Origin of the sequence: Mucilaginibacter glaciei (assembly GCF_014773245.1) — a bacterium.
GTDB classification, from domain to species: domain Bacteria; phylum Bacteroidota; class Bacteroidia; order Sphingobacteriales; family Sphingobacteriaceae; genus Mucilaginibacter; species Mucilaginibacter glaciei.
The window spans coordinates 314,840-339,570 of sequence record NZ_JACWMX010000005.1 but is presented as its reverse complement, the minus strand read 5'-3'; the positions used below and the strand labels follow the sequence as shown (position 1 = coordinate 339,570).

Genomic DNA, 24,731 nt, shown 5'->3' with positions numbered 1-24,731 from the left:
AAAAATACTAAAACCTACCGCATATTAACCCATAAATATATGATTACCCTATTTTAAGGTAATTACAGGTATCTATCAGGATTAAAAGCATCAACGGCAATTGATGGCTTTGCGCCCGTCATCAATTCGGTAACGAGTTTTCCGGTAGCAGGGCCTAAGCTCAAGCCCATCATACCATGGCCCCCGGCTATCACCAGGTTTTGATATTTGCCCGCCCGCCCTATGTAAGGCAAACCGTCGGGTGAGCAGGGCCGGAAACCATGCCAGATCTTAGATACTTCGGGGACGGCAGGGCGCAGATCAGGAAAGTATTTGGGGATAGCTTCGACAATGCCTTTCACCCTGTTCATATTCACCTTATCATTCATCGGGCCAAGTTCCATAGTACCGCCAAAACGGATCTGGTTACCCATAGGGGTGACGGAAACCCGTGCCTCCATCAACAACGACGCGATATGCATGCGTTTTTGGGGTTCATCATACATGAACGAATAACCTTTACCCGGCATTAACGGCACGTTTAAGTCCACCAATTTAGTAATCGCGGGCGACCATGCCCCTCCGGCTATTACAACTTCATCGGCCTGGTAGGTGCCGGTAGCTGCATGCACGTCTGTGATCTTGCCTTGATGCTGATCTATTTTTGTAACCTCGCTGCCGCGTGCTATTTTAACACCTGCGTTTTCAAGAAGGGCGGTAAGATTACGCATCAAATTGTTCGGCGCTAAGTGCCCGTCGCAACGGTAATGCACCGCACCGGCAATATCTAATTGCAGGTCGGGCTGTAAAGCGCGGCATTGGTCGGCAGATAAGGCCTCCACATCTAAGCCCAGCGCCTTCGCTTTCCCGGCAAGGTGCACTTCTTCTTCGCCCGCCTTTTCGGTTTTATAAAGCATCAGTATGCCATTATTGGCCAGGCCAAATTCCAGGTACTTTTCTTTTGCCAGATCGGTATAAAGGGCACTGCTCAATAACGATAGATCGCGCAACGGAACAGCGGCCTTTGCCACATGGGTTTTATTAGCACTTTTTAAAAACTTGATACCCCATGAAAACAAATCGAGGTTAAATGAAGGGCGGACGTAAAATGGGCTTTTGCTGTCAAACATCCAGCGGATGCCTTGTTCTACCATGCCTGGTGCCGCAAGCGGTACAAAATGGCTGGGTACGATCATCCCGGCATTGCCAAACGAGCAGTTATCATCCAACAGTCCCTTATCCAGCACCGTCACATCGGCACCTGCCTTATTCAAATAATAAGCCGTGCTTAACCCTATAATACCCCCGCCAATAATAATTACTTTCTGCATATTAAATTACCTGGAACCCGTAAGCATACGGGTCGTCGTCATCAATTTTAATTGTGTTATAGCCATAAACCCTTGCCCAGCCTTCAATGCTGGGTACAATAGCTGTAAACCCGGCCATATCAACCACATCCTCTACCCTGCCAATAAACTTGCTGCCGATGATGCTTTCATGGATAAACTCGTCGCCTTGTTTGAGTTTACCTTTGGCAAACCATTGCGCCATACGTGCCGAAGTACCCGTGCCGCAAGGCGAGCGGTCTATTGCCTTATCGCCATAAAATACGGCGTTACGGGCCGTAGCATCTGCAGATAGTGTTTTCCCAGCCCATAGAATGTGTGTACACGTATTTATGGTAGGGTTTTGCGGATGTACAAACGTGTATTGCTCATTAATGCGTTTGCGCAGTTCGCGGCTCCAGGCAATCAGCTGGTCGGCAGCATAGTTTTCCAGTCCGCTAAAGTTTGCCTGCGGGTCAACAATGGCATAATAATTCCCACCGTAACTTACATCAAAGGTTAGTTTTCCTAAATCGGGGCATTCCACCTCCAGGTTTTCTGCCGCCAGGTACGATGGTACGTTGGTGAGCTTTACCGAGGTAACCTTGGCGCCCTCCTGTTTATACTCTATCAATACCAGGCCGGCCGGTGCTTCCATCCGCACAACGCCGGGTATTTTAGGTTGTATCAAACCCTCCTCGATAGCTATTGTAATGGTGCCGATAGTGCCGTGGCCGCACATGGGCAGGCAACCGCTGGTTTCAATAAACAGCACGGCGACATCATTATCGGGGTTATGAGGCGGATATAAAATACTGCCCGACATCATATCGTGCCCGCGGGGTTCAAACATAAGCCCCTTACGGATCCAGTCATACTCCTTTAAAAAATGCTGGCGCTTTTCGCTCATGTTTGCACCATACAAAACCGGCCCCCCGCCTGCCACCAACCTTACCGGGTTACCGCAGGTATGGGCGTCTACACAAAAAAATGTTTTTACTGCCATGTTAGTCCTTTGTAAATTGCTGGTTAACCGTACGCCAGATCTTTAGCGGGTTGCCGTCTTTCAATTCATTGGGCAGTAATTGCTGCTGCCAGTTTTGCCAGCTTACCGGGCGTACAAAACGGCGGATAGCCGATGTACCAACGGAAGTAAAGCGGCTATCGGATGTAGCCGGGAACGGGCCGCCGTGCTGCATTGCTGCACAAACCTCTACACCGGTAGGGACGTTGTTTAATATCAATCGCCCGGCAATGGCTAAAGCTTTATCAATTAACGGTTGATATTGAGCTAACTCTGTTTCCCGCGCCATTAGGGTTACGGTGAGTTGCCCCTCTGATGCAGCTACGATCTGCTCCAATTGTGCCAAATCATCTGCCACAACCAATAAGGAGTAAGGACCGAAAACTTCGTGACTGAATTTGGGATTGGCCAAAAATTCTGCAGCCGTTGTTTTAACAATCACCGGTGTAACCTGGTTGGCGTTTGCAGGCTGCGCGCCCTTCACCAGCAATTCGGCACCTGTTTCTTTCAGCATCCCGTCAGATAATTTACTAAAGTTATCCTGGATACCTTTGGTAAGCATTGTTGCGGATGCTACAGTCGATATTGCCGCGGCCAAAGCATCCTCAAAACGGTTAAGCCCTTCCGATCGGATGGCTAAAAGTAAGCCAGGGTTGGTGCAAAACTGGCCTGCACCCAGAGTAATGGATGCCGCGTATTGCTTAGCCAATTCTTCGGGTTGGCTTTCTAAAATTCCGGGTAAAAATATTACCGGGTTAATGCTGCCCATTTCGGCAAATACCGGTATAGGTTGCTTGCGCTGCTGCGCAATCTCATGCAGGGCCATACCTCCTTTAAATGATCCCGTAAAGGTTACCGCTTTGGTCAACTCGTGTTTTACCAATGCTTCGCCAACGGTAAAGCCATCGTCAAAAAGGATAGCGAAAACGCCATCAGGCATAGCGGTAGCCTTTGCTGCCTTCATAATGGCATCCGCTACCAGTGCACTGGTGCCCGGGTGTGCGCTGTGCGCCTTTACCACTACCGGGCAACCTGCTGCCAATGCCGAAGCGGTATCGCCACCGGCCACTGAAAATGCCAGCGGGAAATTACTTGCACCAAAAACCACCACCGGCCCAAGCGCCACCAGCATTTTACGCAGATCGGGGCGGGGCAACGGCTGCCTTTCGGGAAGGGCTGTATCAATTACAGCCTCAACCCATGACCCCTCATCCACCAGATCGGCAAACATGCGCAGCTGGCCACAGGTGCGGCCGCGCTCGCCCTGTAAACGTGCCAAAGGCAATCCACTTTCAGCAGATGCCCGTTCAATCAGCGCATCGCCTAAAGCTTCTATCTCCTGAGCAATGGCCCGTAAAAAGGCCGATTTTTTTTCTTTACCAATACTTTTATATACTGGGTAAGCTGCTGCTGCCAACTGCATTACCAGATCAATATCTTCCATGGTGGCGCAGGCAAACGCGCCTTCCAATGCTGCACCGGTTGCAGCTTCGACGGCACTAAATGTTCTTTGGCCTGCCGTGGATATAGCAAAACTTGTTGATGTATTTTCTGTCATTTGATCAAATTTATGCCTTTTCGGTAACTCCCCAGCTATCTGCGGGTAATTCCGGCCTGTTGGCTATAGCGGTATCTATAATAGATAAGATGCGTGTGCGCTCGTCGCCGGTAAGTGCCAGGCGTGGTGCCCTTACATGCTCGGTACCTAAACCCGTCCTGCTCTCGGCCAGTTTAATGTACTGCACTAATTTAGGGTGGATATCCAGCTCCAGCACGGGTAAAAACCAACGGTATATCGCCAGGGCCTCCTCGTATCTGTTGGCCTTCATCAACCGGTATATAGCCACGGTTTCTTTTGGGAATGCGTTAACCAAACCGGCCAGCCAGCCTACAGCACCCACGCTCAGGCTTTCCATAGCCAGGGTATCAACACCGGTAAACACGTTAAAACGGTTACCAAACCGGTTGTACAAACGGGTAATGTTGCTGATATCCCTTGACGATTCTTTAATAGCTACAATATTGCTTTGTGCAGCCAATTCGCCAAACATATCCATGGTAACGTTAATGGCATAGTCAACCGGGTTATTGTATATCATGATGGGCAAGGGTACGTTTTTGGCTATCTCGGTAAAATAGGTTACCGTTTCTTTATCATCGGCTTTATAACGCATAGGGGGTAACACCATTAGTCCGTCGGCACCATTATCTAAGGCACGCTTCGCTAATTCGATCGCTGCTTTAGTGCCTTGCTCGGCAATGTTAAAAACTACCGGTACGCGGCCAGCAGATAACTCCACGGTATGTTTTACCAGGGTTATTTTTTCGTCGTTGGTAAGGGTACTGGCTTCACCTAATGATCCACCCAAAACAATACCGTCAACGCCGGCTTCTAACTGTCCTTCAATACCTTTATCAAAAGCACCCAGGTCTAATTGATCATCAGTCGTAAACTTTGTTGTGACCGCAGGGAAAACCCCTTTCCATGTAATTTCCATAATTGCTTGTTATTTTAAACTCAAATGTAGGCTGGCGCAACAATTTATCCTACTCAAAATTTAATCAGTAATAACCGTATTTTAACCTACTGGAGTATAAAAAATCAATTGTCAAGTTAAATTATTAATGGAAAAAGCCGGGCATTTTGCAACGCCCGGCTTTTTAAAAGGTATTTTATATTAAAATTTATAAGCCAGTGTGGCTACAAACATACGCGGCGGAATAGGGTTTAGGCTGTACCTGTCATGCACAACATAATTAAAGGTGTCAAATATGTTAGCCACTTTGGTCAACAGCGATATATGTTTGAAACTGTAACCTGCCGAAAGATCGACCGTAGTAAAGCCGGTTAACGGCAGCAACGCATTGTAGGATGATGTTTTACCTGTGCCGTTAGGGTTAGCTGTGGTTACCCCGGTGCGCGTGCTGTTCAACTCGCCCGGCGCAACACCAACGGTATTATTGTTACCACCAAAGCGTTTGCCGGTGTAAAATGCCGATGCACCGATCTTGAGGCCTTTCACGCTCCCACCGTCAAAGGTGTAGAAGATAGATCCGTTAGCTGTATGTGATGGGTTGTTAATCAGCCGCTCGCCTTCAACCTGTGACCCTGCAACCCCTGTAGTATTGGTATAGCGCATGTAGTTATAACCATAACCCGCTATAAAATAAAAATTCTTTGATAGTGATCCGTTGAGGTCTACCTCCAAACCATCGCTGGTGGTTTCGCCACTAAGTGTCTTGATGTTAGTATTAGTATTCGGGTTACCGTTTTGGTCGACCAAGGCAGTTTGCGCAAAGTTGCTGTTGCGAATACGATAAACGCTCAAGTTGGCAGATAAGCGGCCATTCAAGAATTCATTTTTAACACCGGCCTCGTATTGATTAACGATAGACGGCTTTAGATTATTACCGAAGATATCTATTCCGCTATTGATGGTAAAGTTGTTGGTATAACTGGCATAAACAGATGTGGTTTGCACCGGCTGATAGATTAGGGCCAATTTTGGCGAAAATGCATTGTCCGATTTGTCGGCTGTTGCCCCCCGGCGCTCCTGCTGCCTGTCATAATTAAAAATGGTTGTGCGGTAGGCCTTCTGATATGACCATCTTAAACCTGCCAATACTTTAAATTTACTGGTGATGCTGATCAGATCCTGCGCGTAAATACCCATCCGGTTTTGCGGGGTAGTGGTTAAGGCAGTATCGGCGATAGCCGGGATGTCGGTACGTACGTTAAAGGTGGCCGGATCAAAGATGTTGATCTTATCATAAGCCGTACCCACTACACCCGCGGCTGAGGTGTACTTAAAGGTATTATTTTGCGCTACTATCCGGGTAAAATCTGTCCCGAATAATAACTGATGGCCCAAAAATCCGGTTTTGAACGCGCCATTCAAATTGATCTGTGCCGAGTAATCCTTTTCGGCGCTTTTTACCGCGCTCAGGGTGCGTGTCCAATCGCCGTTTGCAGCGATGGTCATCGGCACACCTACACCAAAACCGTTAACCTTTGTGTTTTGCAAGCCACCGATAGCCGTTAATTTCCAGTTATCAGTAAAGCGGTGGTTGATAGTCAGGTAACCTGATCCCTGCTCTGTGTTATTGTATGCCCAGTTTGGATAAATAAACCGGTTACGGGGTTGTTTAGGCACTTCGGTTATGGTGATGCGGTTGTTGGGCACGCCAACGCCTGCATCCGGAACGATATTAGATTTCAGGTAATCACCCTCTAACAAAATATCTGTTTTGGTGCCAATTTTATAAAGTAAAGACGGATTAACGTAGGTACGGTTCACATGCACCACATCGCGATAGCTATCGGCATTTTCATGCGTGGCCACTACCCTGAAAGCTAAGTTTTTTGAAATAGGGCCGTAAAGGTCGACAGTTGGCTTGTACTGGTTAAAGCTGCCCACGAGCATCGACACTGAGCCACCCCAGTCAAAACGTGGTTTTTTAGTAACCAGGTTGATGATCACCCCGCCAGATACGTTACCGTATAGCAAGGCCGAACTGCCCTTTAAAACTTCTATCGACTCCAGCGTACTGGCATCAGGGAAACCTTGCGTGTTTGAAATGATACCGTTCTTAAAGATACTACCGCCGGAACCGGCAACACCTATACTGTAACCTCTTGAAGAAAAGGTTTCGGCAACGCCGCCACGGGTTTGAGTAAGCGATACACCGCTCACGTTTTTCACTACATCGCCCAGGCGGATAGCCTGCTGATCGGCGATCACGGTGCTGGAAATAACGCCTGTACTTTGCGGCAGATCTAAGGGGCGAATATTTGCCTTGCCTAAAGCAACTGGCTTGTTTAAGGTTTGCGAGCCAGTGATAACAACTTCATTTAATTGTGAGGCGTTTTCGCTAATAGAGAAATCTACCTGGTTTTTTGAGCCCGCGGTAACGTTGACCTGGCGTTCTTGTGTTTTTAACCCAACAAAAGAAACCTTAAGTGTATAATTGCCGGGTTTAATATTAGCTATCAAATAATAGCCGTTATCGTCTGTCATGGTGCCCTTGTTAGTGCCTGCTAAGGCTACGCTTACAAAACTTGCAGGCTTACCATCACTGGTTTTTACATTGCCGGATAATGACACATATTTTGATTGTGCTGAAGCCTGATTGCCGATGAGAACGCAAAACAGGTTGAGAAGGAGGATAAGGTATATTTTGTTCATGCTTATTTAGATTAATTCTAATTTAGGGCGAAAATACCAATCAAAAACTATTTATCAAATTTATTTAGACTAATTTTAAATAAGAAGATGCGTTTTAAAATAGCAGTCAATGAGTGTAAAAACAAAGCCCCCCTATCCGTTTTAACGGAAGGGGGGCTTTTGTGATTTTATAGCTAAGTTTCTTAAAGTGCCGTCAGGATATCTTTTACCGATGCGCGCTTGCTGTAATCTTTATCAAAATGCGCAAAAGCAATTTTACCGTCGCTGCCTATAACGTAAGTTGCGGGTACCGGCAGTACATTATCTGGGTTACCGTTTGCTTTGGCCATATCTAAACCATAGCCTTTGTATTTAGTAACGGTGGCATCATCCATAAAGTAATTAACACCGTAGCTTTTCATAATACTGTAGCCTTTATCTTGCACGATAGAGTAGCTTGCCTTTGTTTTTGTAACAGTTTTAGCAATATTCTCTTCCGTCTCGGGCGTTACACCAATAACGTAGGCACCTTTACCGCTTAGTAGCTGTAAAGAATCTTGTATATGCTGCATTTGTTTGTTGCAATACGGGCACCACTGGCCGCGGTAAAAGAATAACACGACCGATTTATGCGTTTTTAACAGCGTTTTCAGATCAACCTTTTTGCCTGAATTATCTGTTGCAGTAAATGCCGGTGCCACTACACCCGCCTTTAACCCTGCCTGTGCTATCACCTGAGCAGAAAATAAAAGACCAAGTGCGATTAGTATATAGTTTTTCATGATTTAAATTGAAATAAGAATAAAAAAAAAGAAGTGGGGGCGTTTGCCCCCACCCTCATTAAAAACAAAAACAACCTCCCAATTATTTATTGCCTTTATCCATTTTGTCTTTCGACATTTTATCCATTTTAGATGAATCCTTTTTCATCTTGTCCATCTTTTTCTTTTCCATCTTCATTTTGTCTTTACTCATTTTGTCCATCTTCTTTGTTTCCATTTTGTCTTTTGACATTTTGTCCTGGGCCATTTTGTCCTGGAAAGATGAGGTTGCAGCACCTGCGCTAAAAGTAACAGCAGTTGCTAATAGGATAGTCGAGATAATTGATTTGTAAGTTTTCATGTTCTTTGATTTTTTAATTTGCCCCTTTGTCGGGCTCATTTATCAAACCTTACAAGTTTTTTAATTTTTATTTAATTGATCGTCAATTTGTGTTTGCAACGCATTTTTAAAATCATCATCTAATCTGATGGTGTGCCTCATGTCTGACTTTAAAAGCTGCTTTACCATCTCATTTATTTTCCGGCTTTGCTTTACATAAAGTTTGCACATATCGCAGCCAACTAAATGCATCCGTAATTCAATCTGTTCTTTAAACGTCAGCTTTATTAGTTCGCGCTTCTCTATTAAGTAAGTGGCCTGCCGGCAGTTATATATAATATCTTTAAAATCGCTCATTTTTTACATCCAGTTTTTTTGAAGGCAAGCCCTCAGGTTCAGTTTAGCCCTGTGAATAATCACCCAAAAGTTGGCCGAACTTATTCTCAGTTCAGCACAAACTACATCGGTTTCCTCATCGTCCATGTGTTTCATTGTAAACACCGAGAGCCATAATGCGGGTAACTTTCGCATACACCTTTGAAGCACCTGGTTAAGTTCCTTATTAGCTAAAGGGTCAAAATCATTCAACCCAAAGTTTTGGGGCCTGTGCTCTTGCTTCCAGTGCCCGTCGGTTCCATTAAAAAAATCCAGCACTTCGCCATCCGCAGTATTTATCTCCTGCGTTTTTAAGCCCGACGATTTTTTTCGGTAAACATCAATTATCTTATTCTTTAATATGCCTGTTAACCAGGTCCGCTCAGAACTTTTGCCGGCGTATTTCTGCAGGCCTTGTAAGCCAGCCAAAAACGTTTCCTGCACCAGGTCACGAGCCTGCTCTTCGTCCTGTATACGTGTTATGGTATAGGCAAATAAATAATCAGCATACATCGCAACCCAGTTTTTTGGGTCGGGGGGCTGATGCACGGGAGGGATTGTTTGTTCGTTCATCATTATAAACAACCATTAGTCGGCAACAAGTTCAAAACCTTACAATATGTAATTATTTTTTTTGGCATAAAAGGTGTTGTTTTAAACAACTGTATGGCAAGCCATTATAAATGTATATTTAATTTGTAAGGATGACCCTTAAAGGCCGACTAAGCGTGTAAAAAAGATTTAATATGAATACCATCAAAATATTTACAGCGCTCGCCTTAATAGTTACCGCGGGTTTGGTATCAGCGTTTACCTTTTTAAAGGCCGGCAATAACAAACCCATAGTTGTCACATCCGATAAAGGATTTGCGGTTGTTGAGCTTTTCACCTCCGAGGGATGCTCGAGCTGCCCTCCGGCGGATGAAGTGATTGCTAAAATTGAAAAAGAAGTTTCTGATAAGCCGGTTTATATCCTGGCCTACCATGTTGATTATTGGAACCGCCTGGGCTGGAAAGACCCCTTTAGCAGTGCAGCGTTTTCTAACAGGCAAAACACCTATGCCAACTGGTTAAATTTAAGCTCGGCATACACGCCGCAAGTTATTGTTAACGGCAAAACCGAATTTGTAGGCTCGCAGGAAGGCACATTGCGTAATACCATTACAGCAAACTTAAGAAAGTCACCAAAAGCAGATTTATCATTAAAGGGTGTTAATTTAACCGGCAACAAAGCCTTAATTAAATACGCTACAGAGGGAGGTGCAGATAACACTTTACTTTTAGCTTTAGTACAAAAGGCAGCAACTATAGTTGTTAAACGGGGCGAAAATGGAGGCCGTACCCTATCGCACGTACAGATAGTGAGTAATCTTCAAAACATCCCGCTTGTTGCAAAAACAGGCGAGGCAAGCATTAATCTGCCTGATAGCTTCTCAGCAAAAAATTACGAAGTGATCGCTTTTATACAAAATACAAAAACCGGCGAGATCAATGCGGCTACCAAGGCAGCATTTACCGGTACTGCTGTAGCAAGTAATTAAATCATAATTAATGGTGTTCACCTGCGCTCATTAACGTATGTGAACACTATTTAAATCACCTCAACCTCCTTATAACATGAAAGTTATTAAAGAAAAACACTCGTTACTCATGCGCTGGACGCATTGGGTGAACTTCCCCCTGCTCACCATAATGATATGGAGCGGTATGCTCATTTACTGGAGCAACGATGTTTATACCCTCACTATTTTTGGCCATCAATTTTTCAGGTTTTTTCCTGATTGGTTTAATAACTTTTTTAACATCCCGGGGCGACTGGCAGAAGGCATGGCCTTTCACTTTTTGTTCATGTGGTTTTTTGCATTGAATGGACTTATTTATGTGCTTTATACCATCATCTCCGGCTCGTGGCGCGAATTATTACCACAACGTAAGTCATTCAAAGAAGCCTGGCTGGTATTGCTGCATGATCTGCACATCCGCAAAATGGCACCACCTCAAAATAAATATAATGCGGCACAACGCATAGCCTACACCGCTATTATCGTTATGGGGTTCGGATCATTGATAACCGGGCTGGCTATATACAAACCCGTGCAGTTCAGCACCATTACCTGGCTTTGCGGAGGCTACCATTTGGCACGCATAGCGCACTTTGTATTGACCATTGGATATGTATTCTTTTTCCTGATCCACGTTTTCCAGGTAGTGCTTGCCGGCTGGAATAATTTCCGCTCGGTAATATCAGGTTTTGAGGTTGTGAAAACAGAACCGGCAATCCCTCAAATTGATATTGAAACCCCTAAAGCCCCCGAAACAGATGGAAAATAAAAAGAAAATTAAACTACCGCTTACGGTAGATCAAAAAATCAAGAGGCGCAACTTCATTTCTTTCGGGATTTTTGCTGTCGGTAGTGCCGCAGCATATAAAGGGTGGCGAGCGCTCTACACCTCGCCCGATGAAGTTGCAAGCGCAACCGCGGGGGCACATGCACCACTACGCCGGGCCTTAAATAAAACAGAATTATTCTTCCGCAATTTTTTCAGCAACAATCATTTGGTTAAAACCTATCCAAAAGAAATGGCGGCCAAAAACGTACGCCAGAATAGTAAGATAGGTTTGGAAAGCGAATTTGATGTTGCCGATTGGAAACTGGAGGTAAAAAAGGCTAACGGGGATATCATGTACATTACTATCGAAGAAATAAAGGCCTTGCCGAAAACAGAGATCGTTTTTGATTTTAAATGCGTTGAAGGTTGGGACCAGATCCAATACTGGGGCGGCCTCAAGATGATAGACTTTATGGATCATTTTGGCCTTGGCGATCAAACCCAAGTAAACTATGTTGGTCTAATGACGCCCGATAAAAAATACCAGGTAGGCTTGGATATGCCGAGTGCCGTGCACCCGCAAACTATTTTGGCCTATGAAATGAACGGCAAGCCTATTCCGCTTAATCATGGTGCACCGCTGCGGCTCATCATCCCGGTTAAATACGGCATCAAAAATTTAAAACGAATTCGCTACATGACCTTTAGCAACAGACGTTTGCCCGATTATTGGGCAAGAGAAGGGTATGATTATTACTCGGGCCTTTAAGGTGTACCGGCATTGATAATTTATTACTTTGCAAAACCGAATTGTAAATTCAGATATTAGGGGCATGAAAAAACTACTTGCGTTAATTTGCCTGGTTTCGTATTTCGCGGTAACGGCGAGTGCACAAAATGCTGAAGTTGCCGTTGGCGGCGATGTAGCGAATCCGTTTAAAATAACGGCTGCTACCTTTGCCGGAATGAAGCCGGTAAGTGTAAAGGCAAAAGCTAAAGATGGCCTTGAGCATGAGTACACAGGCGTGGCCTTATATGATATATTAACTAAAGCCGGGGCGGTACCCAACAATCAGCTTAAAGGGAAATTATTAACTAAGTACTTATTGGTTAGCGCCGCCGATGGCTACCAGGTGGTGGTAGCACTGCCGGAAATTGACCCCGCTTATACCGACCAGGTGATCATACTGGCTAACAAACAGGATGGCGAAGACCTTGGTGCCAACATTGGCCCCTACCGCTTAATTATACCCCGAGATAAAAAGCCTGCTCGCAGTGCTATGCGGGTAATAAGTATTGATGTACTTACCGCTAAAAAGCTCTAAGTTCATAAAGGCACCGGCTAATTCTTTGCTGCTTTATATTAGAAAATAGCGAACTTATTACCTGTTAAGACGCGATGGGTTTAGCGGTAAACATACCTGCATAGTAATTGCGATACCCGTAGCCTAACAACAAATTAGGCACCAATAAAAATACACCCATTAACCAGCCCGAAGGATCGAGCAGGGTATGGAACAAAAATACATTCAAGCTAATGGGGAATAATACTACTGCCGAAAAAGCAGGGTAACGGTTAATCAGCAAAGACAACCCGCCCAGTACCTGTACCGTTTTTTGCATGGGGTAAAAATAGCCTGCCGCAAAAAGCCCGGTTTTAAATATCCCAGCAGCCCCGGTATGCAACGGCGGTTGGTAGGGTATAAAATGAAAAAAGTAATCCAACCCAAAAACCAGGTAAAGTAATCCAAGTAAAATGCGCGATACTAATAGGGTTATTTTCAAGGCAGATACTTATTTAATTTCTGTTTAAGCAAATGAGAAACGGTAATCTACCAGTCAAAGCTATAAGCCACACGCAATACAGATTCGCGCATTAATGTTTTTGCCCAACGCTCATACCTGAAACCAATATCCAGGTTGCTGCGCCCCTTTATAGGCAGTAGGTAACCAAAGCCAAAATCATAGGCCACATTAGTTTCCTTACTATAATTCAATTGCTTTACAGCACCAACGTTGCCATTGGCATAAATGTGCTCATCCCAAAAAAATGTCATACCTACTTTAACCGGCACAAAAACATTCGCACCTGTGTTAAAAGGTGTCAGGTATCTGTCTTTCAGGAAAAACCGGTTGTAGCTGGCTGTAGCATTAACACCAAAATAATCGCCTACAGGCCAAACTGCTTTACCGGAAACGCCATAACCTACCTTAAATATGCTGCTGTTGGGGATATTTACTTCGGGGCCAAAACTTAACGCCTTTGTGCCATACGGGTCGGTATCCTCGCGTTTGTGTTGGGCAAATGTATGGAGAGAAAGTAGGACGAAAAGGAATAGTAAAAGTTTTTTCATTATATATTGGAGTTCAAACATAACCACTGCACGAAAATAGCAAAGCAATTGATAGTTATCCTCATAAATTTAAAACCAAAATGACGATTATGGCGCTTTTTTTTGAAAAAACAAAGCCCGGGAATAAATAATATCCCCGGGCGTTCATTAATATTAATTATAATGCGCTTGCACCTGCCGAAGCAACTTCGTGGTCCTGCTCTACAGAACCGCCGGATACGCCGATGGCACCAACAATTTTATCACCTTCTTTTAACACCACACCACCGGGGAAGCTAATGAGCCCGCCGTTAGAGTGTTCGATGTTGTATAAGGGACCACCCGGTTGTGATAGCTTGCCAATTTCTCCGCTGTTCATGTCAAAGAAACGGGCTGTTTTAGCTTTCTTTATCGATATATCGACAGAGCCCAACCAAGCGTTATCCATACGGTGAAACGATACCAGGTTTGCACCCTCATCAACAATTGCTATGTTCATGGCTACGCCAATTTCCTTTGCTTTGGCTTTCGCCGCTTCAGACAGTTTTTCTGCCTGCTCTAATGTAACACTCATAAAATTTAGTTTAGTTTATTTGTATAGCAACACCATAGCAAGGCTGATGTTTTTGATATTTATAGCTCCTGTGTATCTAATGCCTTTAAAAAATCATTTGCCACGGCAAGGTGTTTTTCCTGCTTGTCAATCGGCATTTTATCAAAGGTTTTTACCAGCATACCTAAACGTGGGTTTTGTAAAAAGAAATTACGGTGTACGTGCATAAACCGCCAGAATAAGCCGTCCCAGGTTTGCTGCCAGCCGCCTTTTGGCCAGTCGCCCATTTTTATCAGGTAATTACTGCCGCTGATGTAGGGTTTGGTTGTCATCAGGCCGCCATCGGCAAACTGGGTCATACCGTAGGTGTTGGGCACCATTACCCAGTCATAGGCATCCACGTACATTTCCATAAACCAACGATAAACTTCGTTGGGGTCAAATTCGCAAAGCAGCATAAAATTACCCATTACCATCAGGCGTTCAATATGGTGACTGTAGCCGGTAGCCAATACTTTTTTGATCACCATATCGACAGGTGCAATACCGGTTTGGCCTTTCCAAAAGGAGTAGGGTATTTTGCGTTTAAAGCCCCAGTAATTTTTGGTGCGTTGTTTTACACCCTCGCGCCGGTAAACAATATGGATAAACTCGCGCCAACCCATTACCTGCCTCAAAAAACCCTCCAATGAGTTGAGCGGCACATCATTTTCTGAGGCATACGCTAATGCCCTGTCAATTATCTGAGCGGGGTTAAGCAGCCCGATATTTAGCATGGGTGTAAGTACCGAGTGATATAAAAAGCTTTCGCTGCTTACCATTGCGTCCTCATAGATGCCAAAATTCTGGAACCGCTGCCGCAAAAAATCATCCAGCCATTGACCGGCTTCCTTATAACTTACAGGATAAAAACCACCCAGGTTACCAAACGGCGAGCCTGTGGACCCGTAGTTGTCCGGATAGTGCTCATCTACCCATTGCGCGGCATCCGTTACATACTTATTTTTTGGCGGCACATCCAAAACAGGCACTATCCCAGTCTTAGGGAATCGGAGCCTGTTCTCGCTATCGTAAGTCCACTTACCGCCTAATGGTTTATTATCTTTCTCTAATAAAATCTTCCGCTTTTTGCGTTGATCTGTATAAAAGTCCGTCTGGAAGTAGGTTTTCCTTTTATCGAAATAGTCTGCAACGTCATCGGCACTATTGAGCCAGTTGGGGCTGCGGTATACCCCTAATTGGATATTGTGTTTCGCACAGGCGCTGTCAAGCCGCTTCTCCAGCCAGTCGTCTGCCACATGTGCGTAGTGGATACTCGTTACCCCTTCCGCTGCCAGCTGCGTAACTAACTTGCGTACATCGCACAATTGATCAGTCGCCTCAATATAGGTAACGTCGATGCCTTGCCACCTCAAATGATCTGCATAGCATTTCATGGATGCACGATGCAGCACCAACTTCTTTTTATGGAATTTATAGAGGTTGAAAAACAGCGTTTCTTCTATCAAATAAACCCGGCGATCTTTTTTGACCGCAGGATGCTGCTCAAATAATTGGTGGGGAAATATAAAGGTTACGCTGTTTGCATCCATGCAGGGTAAACAGCATCTAATCGCTTGTTGTTTGCCAACTGCTATTGAAAAATCAAAGTCATAAAAAAAGGGAGGTGCTGTAAAACAACACACTCCCCTTTCACTGCACGCACACTAAAACATGCAGTAATATTTTAAGCGTTTATAGCTCCAATATTCTTTAGTAATTTCCTGTTCTCTCTTTTGTGAATGAACCTGTAAACCATCGCATAAATTACCGGCAGGATAAGCAACGTTAGTATGGTGGAGGTAACTAAACCGCCTATCACTACTATAGCCAGCGGCTTTTGTGTTTCTGACCCGATACCTGTTGATATAGCTGCCGGCATTAAACCGATAGCGGCCATCAGGGCGGTCATCACCACGGGGCGTACACGTGATATGACACCGGTTAATAAAGCCTCATCCAGCCCCTTGCCTTCTTCCAGGTTCTTGCGGAACACCGAGATCAGTATCACGCCGTTCTGGATACAGACCCCAAACAGGGCGATGAAACCGATACCAGCCGAGATACTAAAGTTAATGCCTGTGATGTGCAAGGCAAGAATACCTCCTATCAGGGCGAACGGTACGTTGAGAATAACCAATATGGCATCTTTAGCATTACCAAACGTAGTGTACAAGATCAGGAAGATAACCAGCAAACAGATAGGTACCACACGTGCCAGCGTATTTGAAGCACGGATCTGGTTCTCAAACTCGCCGTTCCAGGTAAAGGAATACCCCTGGTCTAACTTTACAGCTGCACCTACCTTTTGTTGCGCTTCGGCAATGGTACTACCTAAATCGCGGCCACGTACACTAAATTTAACGGCAATGTAACGCATGTTGTTATCCCGGTAGATAAATGCAGGCCCGGTTAAGGTAGATATGGTCGAGATCTCTTTGATAGATATTTTAGAACCACTTAAAGTTGGCACCATTAGGTTTTCGATCTTATCCTGCGTATCGCGGAACTGTTTCTGGTAACGGATCCGGATATCGAACTTACGCTCACCCTCATACAACTGCGTTGCAGCCTTACCGCCTATGGCCATTTCAATTACCGAGTTGGCATCTGCAGTAGTTACCCCATATAAGGCCATTTTTCGCTGATCTAATTCGATCCTAAATTCCGGCTGTCCGAGATTCCTCAACACACCCAGATCTTCAACACCCTTGATATTCTTCAAGATACCCATTACCGCATTTGCCTTGGTATCGAGCGTTCTAAAATCGGGGCCGAAGATCTTTACCGCCATTGATGCAGGCACCCCGGCCACCGCCTCGGCAACATTATCAATAATAGGCTGCGAGTAATTGAATATAATCCCCGGGAACTGGCTCAACTTTTTATCGATCTCCGCAATCAATTGCTCCTGGGTAATGTTGCGTTTCCATTGTTTTTTGGGTAACAGATCTACCTGGATCTGTACGTTAAAGAAACCTTTAGGGTCGGTACCGTCATTGGTACGGCCCACCTGCGATAGGGTTTGTTTTACTTCGGGAAAGGTTGACAACACCTGGCGCATTTTGTTGGTAACATTTACCGAACTTTCTAAAGATGTACTCATCGGTAATTGTGCCGATACCCAAAGCGCGCCCTCATTCAGCTGTGGTAAAAACTCCGTACCTAAAAACTTGGCCGATATAAAGGTTAAGATCATGAAAATAATAGATATCGTCAGGCTCAGCTTTTGCTTACGGTAGGTAAAGGTGAACATCTTACGAATGCCATTCTCAAAGAATATAACCACCGGGTTATGCTTTTCCCTCACGTTTTTACGCAGCAGGATGCTTGACAAGGCCGGCACCAAGGTAAGCGTGAACAGCAAGGCTCCTAATAAGGCAAAGCCTAATGTATATGCTAATGGCGAGAACATTTTACCCTCTACCTTCTGGAATGCGAAGATGGGGATCAAACAGGTGATAATGATCAGCTTGGAAAAGAAGATAGCTTTACCCATTTCTGCACCTACATTCTTAAACAAACCCAGCTTGGCCAGGCCGTTAAACTTTTGCATGCCTACTTCTTTGGCCTTATGGTCAAGGGCAACAAAGATCCCCTCCACCATTACCACGGCCCCATCTATGATAATCCCAAAATCTACCGCCCCCATCGAGAGTAAGTTGGCTGTCATACCCTTTATACGCATACATATAAAGGCAAACAATAACGCCAGCGGAATAATAATGGCTACCACAAGGGTTGTCCGCCAATCGGCCATGAACAGGAATACGATAACGGTTACCAGTACAATACCCTCTAACAGGTTATGAATAACCGTTTCGGTACAAAACTCCATCAGGTTGGTACGGTCATAAAATGTATCCAGCTTAACATCCTTAGGTAATATATTATCGTTCAGGTCGGCAACCTTGGCGCGTATTTTTGTCAATACGTCGGCAGGGTTTTCGTCCTTACGCATTACCACAATACCTTCTATAACATCATTATCCTTATCGCGCCCAACCTGGCCTAACCGGGGTAGTCCGCTTTCTTTAATATCGGCCACGTTACGGGCCAGGATAGGTACGTTATTTACATTTTTAATGATGATATTCTCTATCTCGCTAATGTTATTGATCAAACCGATACCACGCACAATATAAGCCTGGTCGTTCTTTTCAATAATATCGCCGCCCACGTTAATATTACTGCGGTTAATAGCACTAAAAACATCCAGTGAGGTCAAATTGTATTTACGCAGCAGTAACGGGTTAACGCTTACTTCGTAAGTTTTCTCTTCGCCACCAAAGCTGTTCACATCGGCAACACCTGGGATAGCCTTAAACTGACGGTCGAGCACCCAGTCCTGTATAGCTGTAAGTTCGTGCAGGCTTTTAGTTTTGCTGCGGAGGGTGTAGCGGTAAATTTCGCCGGTTGGACCGTAAGGCGGCTCTACTTCCGGTTTGATACCATCGGGCAAATCGGCATTTTGTAAGCGGCTCAATACCTGCTGGCGCGCAAAGGCATCATCAACGTTATCATCAAATATGATACGGATGTACGACAAGCCGAAGGATGACGTAGTACGGAGGTTGGCTTTCTTTTGAACTGAATTTAAAACGGTTTCCATTGGTATGGTCACCATTTTTTCTACCTCCTCGGCACTGCGGCCGGGCCATTGGGCAATAATGATAATTTGCGTATTGGTAACGTCAGGAAACGTCTCTATAGGGGTATTCAAGTAGCTCCAGACGCCCAATACAGCCAGCACCGCAGTCATAAAGAACACCATCGCCCGGTGCCGGAGCGAGAAGTGTATGATATTTTTAATTAGCTTGTTCATGTTTTTAGATAATAGTACTTAGTACCGGGACTGAAAATTTCAGTTAGTTAAACAGGGTGTATTAAACAGCTTATTCTTGGGTTAATGCGTTGTATAATAACAGCTGGCTTTTTGAGATCACCTTATCGCCGGGTTTTAAACCGCTTGATATGTAGGTAATGCTATCTACCGTTTTTATAGGGCTTACTTCGCGCACCTGCAGGTTACATTTACTGTTGTACACCACTACAAAGCTTTTGCTGTTATCAAACACCACCGCAGTTTGCGGGATAGCTACCGATGTTGATCCCTCCTCGTTAGAGATAACCACGTTGGTAAACATTTCGGGTTTTAGCAGCATGTCATTATTATTTAACGATATGCGCACTTTCATTACCTTATTATCCGGGTCAAGCACACTGCTTATTTCATCAACCTTGCCGGTAAATACCTTATCCGGATAAGCCAATGTGGTGATCTTGGCAGCATAACCTTTTTTTACTTTGGAGATATCGCTTTCGAAAACGTTAGCCCAGATCCAGACATCCTTCATGTTTGATATCGTGAACAAACTGCTGCTGTTATCCGGGCGGATAAAGTTGCCTGCCGTAATGTTCTTCTCTACAATATAACCATCGCCGGGTGCTTTTATAACCAATGACCCGCTCGCGCTGGTATTACCGCCGCCGTTAATAGCTATCTGGTCGCGTACTTTTGCGTTGGCTGCTACCGCTTTATTATAGTTCTCTTTAGCCTCGGTATAATCGCGCTCGCTCGAGATACCGTTCTTGTACAGGTACTCGGCCTGCTCTAACTGGCGTTTGTTAATCGCCAGGTCAGCCTTAGTCGATGTAAGGTCGGTGTAGTTGCCGGCAACATCGGCACTGCGTAATATGGCAAGGGTTTGGCCTTTGGTCACCTTATCGCCAAGTGTAACCTTTACTTCCATTACCTGGCCGCTGGTAAAAGGGAATACCTTAACCACTTTGTTCTCATCAAAAGACACCTCGCCAGATAGCGCCAGTTCATCCTTCATCTGAGTAGTTTTGGCGGTATCTATTTTGATCATCTTTTCCAAAGAATCGCTTACGCAAACCTGTTTGGTTTCCATAGTGCCTGTTTTTTTTTCCTGGCATGATGCAAGGCCTGTAACGGCAACTGCGATATATAATATTTGCTTTTTCATTTTGCTATTAGTGTGCTGATAGTGAATGCGGGGGTGATTAAAGTGGGTTGATTACTGTTGTACCTACCGCAAAGTTGAGGTCGGCAATGGCTTTTTGAAGATTAAGCTGTTGTTGTAATATTTTAAGCTTGGTTTCGCGGTACGAATCGAAGAAATCAATAAACTCCTGCAAGTTCACCTGTTTCATCTGGAAGCTTTTCTGCATACTGCGATATAACTGATCGTACTTATTGGCAAAGTCCGTTTGGTCTTTGCTTAACAATTGCTGGCTTAACCTGTATTGGTTTACTGCCGAGTACACATCGTTTTTTAACTGCACCTCGCTGCTTTGCACTGTATATTCCTGGCTTTGTGCTACCAATTTGGCATTTTTGATATTACCCTGGTTGCGGTTAAATAAAGGTAGCGGCAGGCTGATTTGTAAACCAACATAATTGTTGGCATAGCTGCTATGCTGATCGAAAGCACTACCAATCGTCACATCTGGCACTGCCAGGGCCTTTTGCAAAGCCAGGTTGTGGTTGTTCTGATCTAACAGGTAACGGTTGGCCAGATAATCACCACGGGATGCCTTAGCCTGCAGTGCAAGTCCCGCGGCATCCAACGTGGTGTCTACGTTGTTAAACGTAATCTGGGGGGCTATAAATTGAGTTTCGTTGGCTACAAGCAGCGTTTTTAATTCGGCTTGCAGTTCATTTATTTGGCGGTCTATTTCAACCAGGTCATTCTCTAAACCAAATAATAAGGCTTTTAGGCGGATCACATCTTTTAAAGAATTGTTACCTACCTCATAAGATTTTTGAGTGGCCTTAACCAGGTTTGTTGCCGATGCTATTTCGGTTTGGTAAACTTTGCGCTGGTCTATCAGGTTGGCTATCTGGGCAAAATCCATCAACAGGTTAAAGTGCAGGTTACGCAGCAAATCATTAAACTGTGCCTGTTGGATGTTTACGCCGTCGTTAGCTATCTGGATTTGCTTACCACGTTTACCAGCTGTTTTAATCAACTGGCTGATCTGTACAAACACCTGCCCGCCGCCATTGCTGTGGTCAAAGAATTTTTTGTTGGCATCGGTAATGTTTTGATCTGTGCTGATAACCGGGTTATCCCAAAGCTTAGCCTGCTGTACTAATGCCTTACTTGCGTCAACATTATATTTTGATGCAAGCAGGTCAAGGTTTTTATCTAAAAAGGCTTTCTCGGCCTCTTTAAAAGTAATTTTAAGGGTATCGGTTTGTTGGGCGTAAGCGCCTCGTGCAGCGGTAAACACCAGTGCTAAAAGGCCTATAAAACGAATATATTTGATTGACATGGGTGCAATAGTAATTTGATATACCAAAACTACTATTGCTGCATTAGACCAGCATTAAAACCAAATTAGAAAGGTATTAGAATTGGGCGGGGCTATTGCTGCTTTAAAAACTCAACTACAAAGGTGCTGCCTTTACCGGGTACGGATATCACCTCAATGGTTCCCTTAAACAACTCGATGATCTTACTGGTGATGTATAAACCAATGCCGCTGCCGGCTATGGTTTTATCTTTATTAACGCGGTAAAAAGGACGGAAGATCTTTTCTATTGCCTCCTTACTAATACCGGGTCCTTCATCTGTAACGGCAATTTTAATGTGGCTGTCTGTCGCCTCAAAATTTAAGATAACCTGGTGTGGTGCCGAATATTTAAAGGCGTTATCTATGAGGTTATTCAGCGCAATATATAGCATTGATTTGTGGGCAGATATGGTAAGCAATTCTTCATCCTCGGGCAAATTGGACAGTTGTATCTTCAGCATGCCGGGCCCTTTTTTATTGGCCCATTGCTCATCCAGCTCCCATATCAACTCATCAACCCTGATAGGGCTTAATATAGCCTGCGTGTAATGCAGATCGACCTGTGCCAGCTCCATTAAACTGGTAATGGTTTCCTGCAAGCGGCTGCCGTCGTTAGCTATCGAGCGCAAAACCCTTTCGTATTCGTTTTGATCGCGGCTTTTATCTAACGCCACTTCCACCTCGCCCATAATACTGGTAAGGGGGGTGCGCAACTCATGCGATGCATTAGCTACAAACGTTTGCTGTAACTCGAAAGCGTTTTGCAGGTGGGCCAGCAACTGGTTAAAGTTATCAATCAGTTCATAGATCTCGTCTTTACTTTTTACCTGCCCAACGCGTAAATGCAAATTACTCGCCCTGATGTCGCGGATCTGCGCCACGATCTTATCCACCGGCGAAAGTGCCTTTTGGGCAAACATGCGACCCGCAAAAAACAGCCCCGTTCCGAAAATAATAAAGAGGATGCCGGTGATCTTCCCCAGCATGATCAACCGCCGGGATGAGTTAACATCTACTGCCGATGCCAGTATCACAAAATTACCCTGGTTGTCTTTGTATGATTTGCCTACCACCTTGCGGTTACCCTCTTCATATTCCAGGTAACCTTCTTTACGTACCTGGTTAATGATATCCTGTGTCCAGTAAATGTTGTGTTTCATATCAAAAGCCGACAGGTTATTGTCGTCATAAATACGGATCACTTCTTCGGGTAATTTCTCCAAATAGCGTTGCTGGATCTGCAGCATCGAATCGGCCGCCAACTCATCGGCCTTAAGGTAAAGTTCTGATGCCAGATTGGTACGGTCGGTTAGGCGGTTATAAAAATCGGCGGTAAAAAATGAAAATACAGCAATGTAAACCGCCACCAAAACCAATAACAAAGCACCCGAACTGATCAGGGTAAAATACAGGGAAAGGCGGGTTTTTATTTTCAATTAGTGGTTGATTGAATTGCTGGTTAATCTTTTAAAATATAGCCCATACCAATTACGGTATGGATGAGTTTTTTGTCAAACCCCTTTTGGATCTTGTTACGCAAGTAGTTCACATAAACATCAACCATGTTGGTACCCGTGTCAAAGTTTATCCCCCAAACGCGCTCCATGATATATTCACGTGACAAGAGCTTGGCGGGGTTCTTTATGAATAGCTCCAGCAGGCTATACTCCTTCGCGGTAAGCATGATCTGCTTGCCCTCGCGCTCGGCAGTCTTATCCCATGTATTTAATTTTAACCCGCCAAAACTCAGAATATGGTCGTCGCCATCGGCCAGTTTTTTACGGCGCAGCAGTGCCTCTATCCTGGCCAGCAACTCATTAAAGTGAAAGGGTTTCACCAGGTAATCGTCAGAGCCCGACTGCAGGCCGTTAACCTTATCATCGATAGTGCCCAGCGCGCTTAACATTAGTACCGGCAACTGCGGCTGATGCTTGCGCACCTGGCGGCAAAGGTCAATACCGCTCATACCGGGCAGCATTACATCCATAATTACCAGGTTATAATTCTTTTGCAGGATCATTTCCAGGGCAGCCTCGCCGTTGTCGGCAACATCTACCTCGTAACTATGCTCGTTCAGTCCCTTTTTAATAAACGACGAAACTTTGTCTTCGTCCTCAACCAGGCAAATACTATCCATATTAAGCAAGTTGTTTTAACACAATGCAAGGGCTAAGTTAAAACTTTATTCATAGCATTTAAGTTTTGCAACAGCCCTCTTACCAAAGTAGGGATCGGTTTAAAACCGCCCCCTGCTTTATAATTACCTCAAGAAAGCTTTGTTTTACTTTAAAAATCTTGGCAGCAGACTGTTTGAGGCGGCTGGCATCTTTACCTTGTATCGAAAGCCCCCCGGAAAAGCATCCTCTTCCTTTAAAAATTCATGCCCTTTTTTACTGATCCAAAAGGTCTCGGTAGCATGCTGCCCGCGGTAATCACTTTCGTTAAATAACTTCCAGCAATCAACTTGATGATTATCATAGGTTGTGATCACTTCGCTGCCGATAACCTTGTAGATGATATAATCGGGTTTGCCGCTGCCTGCATCGTAAAAATTAATAGCGAATATTTTTCCCGCTGCCAATGGCAGCATTTCAAATGTTTCGATATCCAGATTCCAGTTAAAATTCGGGGAAGTAAAATCAAGAGAGAAACCTTTCAAAGTATTAATTGCGGCGGTATCGGCACTTACAATTTTGTCTGCCCCCCAGTTAAAAGATCTGTTTTTACCGGCAACCGTTTCAGAATGATACAGCGGCGCAAAATCATTCACTTTGTTGACGGAATAAGCGGTACGATAGCTCATGGTATCACTGCCGTACCAATGCTGGCTGGTTACAAATACCCTTTGGCCCTTGCGGTTTTCTATTTGGGTGTTGCGCAGCCAAAGCCAGTATCTTAATATTTTAGGGCTTTTAGGTATCTGGAAGTAGACCAGGTATTGGCGCAGGCCTGGTTTTAGGGCAGATGTGTTCAGGCGGTGATCTTTAAGCCTGATGGTATCTACCTGTGCCGACGCGATGTTTGTGCCCGACAGTATCAGTAAAGTTGCCAGTGCGGTATGGATAAGCCAGCTTGCAGAACAAGGTACTTTCATGGTGATAGGGTTTAAATCTTAACTTTTTAATTTAAGCTCAAAACTGGTCAACTCATTGGCCAACACAAAACCAATTCAACGGCTGT

At 44.7% G+C, this 24,731-nt stretch carries 23 protein-coding genes; 4 read left to right on the top strand and 19 right to left on the bottom strand.

Features of this window, described 5'->3' with window-relative positions; genetic code table 11:
• Positions 1–62: 62 nt before the first annotated feature.
• The 9 genes from IDJ76_RS13975 to IDJ76_RS13935 form a co-directional block, all read right to left on the bottom strand.
• The gene (locus IDJ76_RS13975) at positions 63–1,310 is read right to left on the bottom strand and encodes an NAD(P)/FAD-dependent oxidoreductase (protein ID WP_191163953.1); all 1,248 of its coding nucleotides are present in this window, start codon (positions 1,308–1,310) and stop codon (positions 63–65) included.
• Position 1,311: 1 nt separating this feature from the next.
• On the bottom strand, positions 1,312–2,313 hold the full coding sequence (locus IDJ76_RS13970) for a 4-hydroxyproline epimerase (protein WP_191163952.1): 1,002 nt from the start codon (positions 2,311–2,313) through the stop codon (positions 1,312–1,314).
• Between the two features lies 1 nt (position 2,314).
• Positions 2,315–3,889 (bottom strand): aldehyde dehydrogenase (NADP(+)), encoded by a 1,575-nt coding sequence (locus IDJ76_RS13965; RefSeq protein ID WP_191163951.1) that lies wholly within the window; start codon positions 3,887–3,889, stop codon positions 2,315–2,317.
• 10 nt (positions 3,890–3,899) lie between these two features.
• Positions 3,900–4,829, bottom strand: a complete 930-nt coding sequence (locus IDJ76_RS13960; RefSeq protein WP_191163950.1) for a dihydrodipicolinate synthase family protein — start codon at positions 4,827–4,829, stop codon at positions 3,900–3,902.
• A 180-nt stretch (positions 4,830–5,009) separates the two neighbouring features.
• A complete protein-coding gene (locus tag IDJ76_RS13955; RefSeq protein ID WP_191163949.1) occupies positions 5,010–7,517 on the bottom strand; it encodes a TonB-dependent receptor in 2,508 nt (835 codons plus the stop codon).
• A 182-nt stretch (positions 7,518–7,699) separates the two neighbouring features.
• The gene (locus IDJ76_RS13950; protein WP_191163948.1) at positions 7,700–8,278 is read right to left on the bottom strand and encodes a peroxiredoxin-like family protein; all 579 of its coding nucleotides are present in this window, start codon (positions 8,276–8,278) and stop codon (positions 7,700–7,702) included.
• Positions 8,279–8,360: 82 nt separating this feature from the next.
• Positions 8,361–8,618, bottom strand: a complete 258-nt coding sequence (locus IDJ76_RS13945; protein ID WP_191163947.1) for a hypothetical protein — start codon at positions 8,616–8,618, stop codon at positions 8,361–8,363.
• A 60-nt stretch (positions 8,619–8,678) separates the two neighbouring features.
• Positions 8,679–8,954: a hypothetical protein gene (locus IDJ76_RS13940; RefSeq protein ID WP_191163946.1), complete on the bottom strand. Its 276-nt coding sequence runs from the start codon at positions 8,952–8,954 to the stop codon at positions 8,679–8,681.
• Between the two features lie 3 nt (positions 8,955–8,957).
• Positions 8,958–9,548 carry a sigma-70 family RNA polymerase sigma factor gene (locus IDJ76_RS13935; RefSeq protein ID WP_191163945.1) on the bottom strand — a complete coding sequence of 197 codons (591 nt, stop codon included), beginning with the start codon at positions 9,546–9,548 and terminating at the stop codon, positions 8,958–8,960.
• Between the two features lie 170 nt (positions 9,549–9,718).
• Here IDJ76_RS13935 and IDJ76_RS13930 point away from each other — a divergent pair, with 170 nt between their 5' ends.
• The 4 genes from IDJ76_RS13930 (at position 9,719) to IDJ76_RS13915 (ending at position 12,628) form a co-directional block, all read left to right on the top strand.
• On the top strand, positions 9,719–10,513 hold the full coding sequence (locus IDJ76_RS13930; RefSeq protein WP_191163944.1) for a DUF1223 domain-containing protein: 795 nt from the start codon (positions 9,719–9,721) through the stop codon (positions 10,511–10,513).
• Between the two features lie 76 nt (positions 10,514–10,589).
• Positions 10,590–11,303 (top strand): cytochrome b/b6 domain-containing protein, encoded by a 714-nt coding sequence (locus tag IDJ76_RS13925; RefSeq protein WP_224746325.1) that lies wholly within the window; start codon positions 10,590–10,592, stop codon positions 11,301–11,303.
• A complete protein-coding gene (locus IDJ76_RS13920) occupies positions 11,293–12,072 on the top strand; it encodes a molybdopterin-dependent oxidoreductase (protein WP_191163943.1) in 780 nt (259 codons plus the stop codon). Before IDJ76_RS13925 ends, IDJ76_RS13920 begins: the two co-directional genes overlap by 11 nt.
• 64 nt (positions 12,073–12,136) lie before the next feature.
• Positions 12,137–12,628, top strand: coding sequence for a molybdopterin-dependent oxidoreductase (locus IDJ76_RS13915; protein WP_191163942.1), 492 nt, complete (start codon positions 12,137–12,139; stop codon positions 12,626–12,628).
• A gap of 64 nt (positions 12,629–12,692) precedes the next feature.
• Here IDJ76_RS13915 and IDJ76_RS13910 read toward each other — a convergent pair whose 3' ends face one another.
• From IDJ76_RS13910 to IDJ76_RS13865, 10 genes are all read right to left on the bottom strand, one after another.
• Positions 12,693–13,088: a DoxX family membrane protein gene (locus IDJ76_RS13910; protein WP_191163941.1), complete on the bottom strand. Its 396-nt coding sequence runs from the start codon at positions 13,086–13,088 to the stop codon at positions 12,693–12,695.
• A 47-nt stretch (positions 13,089–13,135) separates the two neighbouring features.
• Positions 13,136–13,657, bottom strand: a complete 522-nt coding sequence (locus IDJ76_RS13905) for a hypothetical protein (protein ID WP_191163940.1) — start codon at positions 13,655–13,657, stop codon at positions 13,136–13,138.
• Positions 13,658–13,814: 157 nt separating this feature from the next.
• Positions 13,815–14,210: a GlcG/HbpS family heme-binding protein gene (locus tag IDJ76_RS13900; protein ID WP_191163939.1), complete on the bottom strand. Its 396-nt coding sequence runs from the start codon at positions 14,208–14,210 to the stop codon at positions 13,815–13,817.
• Between the two features lie 59 nt (positions 14,211–14,269).
• Positions 14,270–15,781: a cryptochrome/photolyase family protein gene (locus IDJ76_RS13895; protein WP_191163938.1), complete on the bottom strand. Its 1,512-nt coding sequence runs from the start codon at positions 15,779–15,781 to the stop codon at positions 14,270–14,272.
• A 134-nt stretch (positions 15,782–15,915) separates the two neighbouring features.
• The gene (locus IDJ76_RS13890) at positions 15,916–19,053 is read right to left on the bottom strand and encodes an efflux RND transporter permease subunit (protein WP_191163937.1); all 3,138 of its coding nucleotides are present in this window, start codon (positions 19,051–19,053) and stop codon (positions 15,916–15,918) included.
• A gap of 70 nt (positions 19,054–19,123) precedes the next feature.
• Positions 19,124–20,218, bottom strand: a complete 1,095-nt coding sequence (locus IDJ76_RS13885) for an efflux RND transporter periplasmic adaptor subunit (RefSeq protein ID WP_191163936.1) — start codon at positions 20,216–20,218, stop codon at positions 19,124–19,126.
• Between the two features lie 37 nt (positions 20,219–20,255).
• Positions 20,256–21,530 carry a TolC family protein gene (locus IDJ76_RS13880; RefSeq protein ID WP_191163935.1) on the bottom strand — a complete coding sequence of 425 codons (1,275 nt, stop codon included), beginning with the start codon at positions 21,528–21,530 and terminating at the stop codon, positions 20,256–20,258.
• 92 nt (positions 21,531–21,622) lie between these two features.
• Positions 21,623–22,987 (bottom strand): HAMP domain-containing sensor histidine kinase, encoded by a 1,365-nt coding sequence (locus IDJ76_RS13875; RefSeq protein WP_191163934.1) that lies wholly within the window; start codon positions 22,985–22,987, stop codon positions 21,623–21,625.
• Positions 22,988–23,010: 23 nt separating this feature from the next.
• A complete protein-coding gene (locus IDJ76_RS13870; protein ID WP_191163933.1) occupies positions 23,011–23,688 on the bottom strand; it encodes a response regulator transcription factor in 678 nt (225 codons plus the stop codon).
• Positions 23,689–23,832: 144 nt separating this feature from the next.
• Positions 23,833–24,645, bottom strand: a complete 813-nt coding sequence (locus IDJ76_RS13865) for a DUF3108 domain-containing protein (RefSeq protein ID WP_191163932.1) — start codon at positions 24,643–24,645, stop codon at positions 23,833–23,835.
• Positions 24,646–24,731: the final 86 nt, after the last annotated feature.

Excerpts from the sequence above, each read along its gene's own strand:
- IDJ76_RS13975 (WP_191163953.1), bottom strand. The coding sequence starts at position 1,310 with ATGCAGAAAGTAATTATTATTGGCGGGGGTATTATAGGGTTAAGCACG.
- IDJ76_RS13970 (WP_191163952.1), bottom strand. The coding sequence starts at position 2,313 with ATGGCAGTAAAAACATTTTTTTGTGTAGACGCCCATACCTGCGGTAAC.
- IDJ76_RS13965 (WP_191163951.1), bottom strand. The coding sequence starts at position 3,889 with ATGACAGAAAATACATCAACAAGTTTTGCTATATCCACGGCAGGCCAA.
- IDJ76_RS13960 (WP_191163950.1), bottom strand. The coding sequence starts at position 4,829 with ATGGAAATTACATGGAAAGGGGTTTTCCCTGCGGTCACAACAAAGTTT.
- IDJ76_RS13955 (WP_191163949.1), bottom strand. The coding sequence starts at position 7,517 with ATGAACAAAATATACCTTATCCTCCTTCTCAACCTGTTTTGCGTTCTC.
- IDJ76_RS13950 (WP_191163948.1), bottom strand. The coding sequence starts at position 8,278 with ATGAAAAACTATATACTAATCGCACTTGGTCTTTTATTTTCTGCTCAG.
- IDJ76_RS13945 (WP_191163947.1), bottom strand. The coding sequence starts at position 8,618 with ATGAAAACTTACAAATCAATTATCTCGACTATCCTATTAGCAACTGCT.
- IDJ76_RS13940 (WP_191163946.1), bottom strand. The coding sequence starts at position 8,954 with ATGAGCGATTTTAAAGATATTATATATAACTGCCGGCAGGCCACTTAC.
- IDJ76_RS13935 (WP_191163945.1), bottom strand. The coding sequence starts at position 9,548 with ATGATGAACGAACAAACAATCCCTCCCGTGCATCAGCCCCCCGACCCA.
- IDJ76_RS13930 (WP_191163944.1), top strand. The coding sequence starts at position 9,719 with ATGAATACCATCAAAATATTTACAGCGCTCGCCTTAATAGTTACCGCG.
- IDJ76_RS13925 (WP_224746325.1), top strand. The coding sequence starts at position 10,590 with ATGAAAGTTATTAAAGAAAAACACTCGTTACTCATGCGCTGGACGCAT.
- IDJ76_RS13920 (WP_191163943.1), top strand. The coding sequence starts at position 11,293 with ATGGAAAATAAAAAGAAAATTAAACTACCGCTTACGGTAGATCAAAAA.
- IDJ76_RS13915 (WP_191163942.1), top strand. The coding sequence starts at position 12,137 with ATGAAAAAACTACTTGCGTTAATTTGCCTGGTTTCGTATTTCGCGGTA.
- IDJ76_RS13905 (WP_191163940.1), bottom strand. The coding sequence starts at position 13,657 with ATGAAAAAACTTTTACTATTCCTTTTCGTCCTACTTTCTCTCCATACA.
- IDJ76_RS13900 (WP_191163939.1), bottom strand. The coding sequence starts at position 14,210 with ATGAGTGTTACATTAGAGCAGGCAGAAAAACTGTCTGAAGCGGCGAAA.
- IDJ76_RS13895 (WP_191163938.1), bottom strand. The coding sequence starts at position 15,781 with ATGGATGCAAACAGCGTAACCTTTATATTTCCCCACCAATTATTTGAG.
- IDJ76_RS13890 (WP_191163937.1), bottom strand. The coding sequence starts at position 19,053 with ATGAACAAGCTAATTAAAAATATCATACACTTCTCGCTCCGGCACCGG.
- IDJ76_RS13885 (WP_191163936.1), bottom strand. The coding sequence starts at position 20,218 with ATGAAAAAGCAAATATTATATATCGCAGTTGCCGTTACAGGCCTTGCA.
- IDJ76_RS13880 (WP_191163935.1), bottom strand. The coding sequence starts at position 21,530 with ATGTCAATCAAATATATTCGTTTTATAGGCCTTTTAGCACTGGTGTTT.
- IDJ76_RS13870 (WP_191163933.1), bottom strand. The coding sequence starts at position 23,688 with ATGGATAGTATTTGCCTGGTTGAGGACGAAGACAAAGTTTCGTCGTTT.
- IDJ76_RS13865 (WP_191163932.1), bottom strand. The coding sequence starts at position 24,645 with ATGAAAGTACCTTGTTCTGCAAGCTGGCTTATCCATACCGCACTGGCA.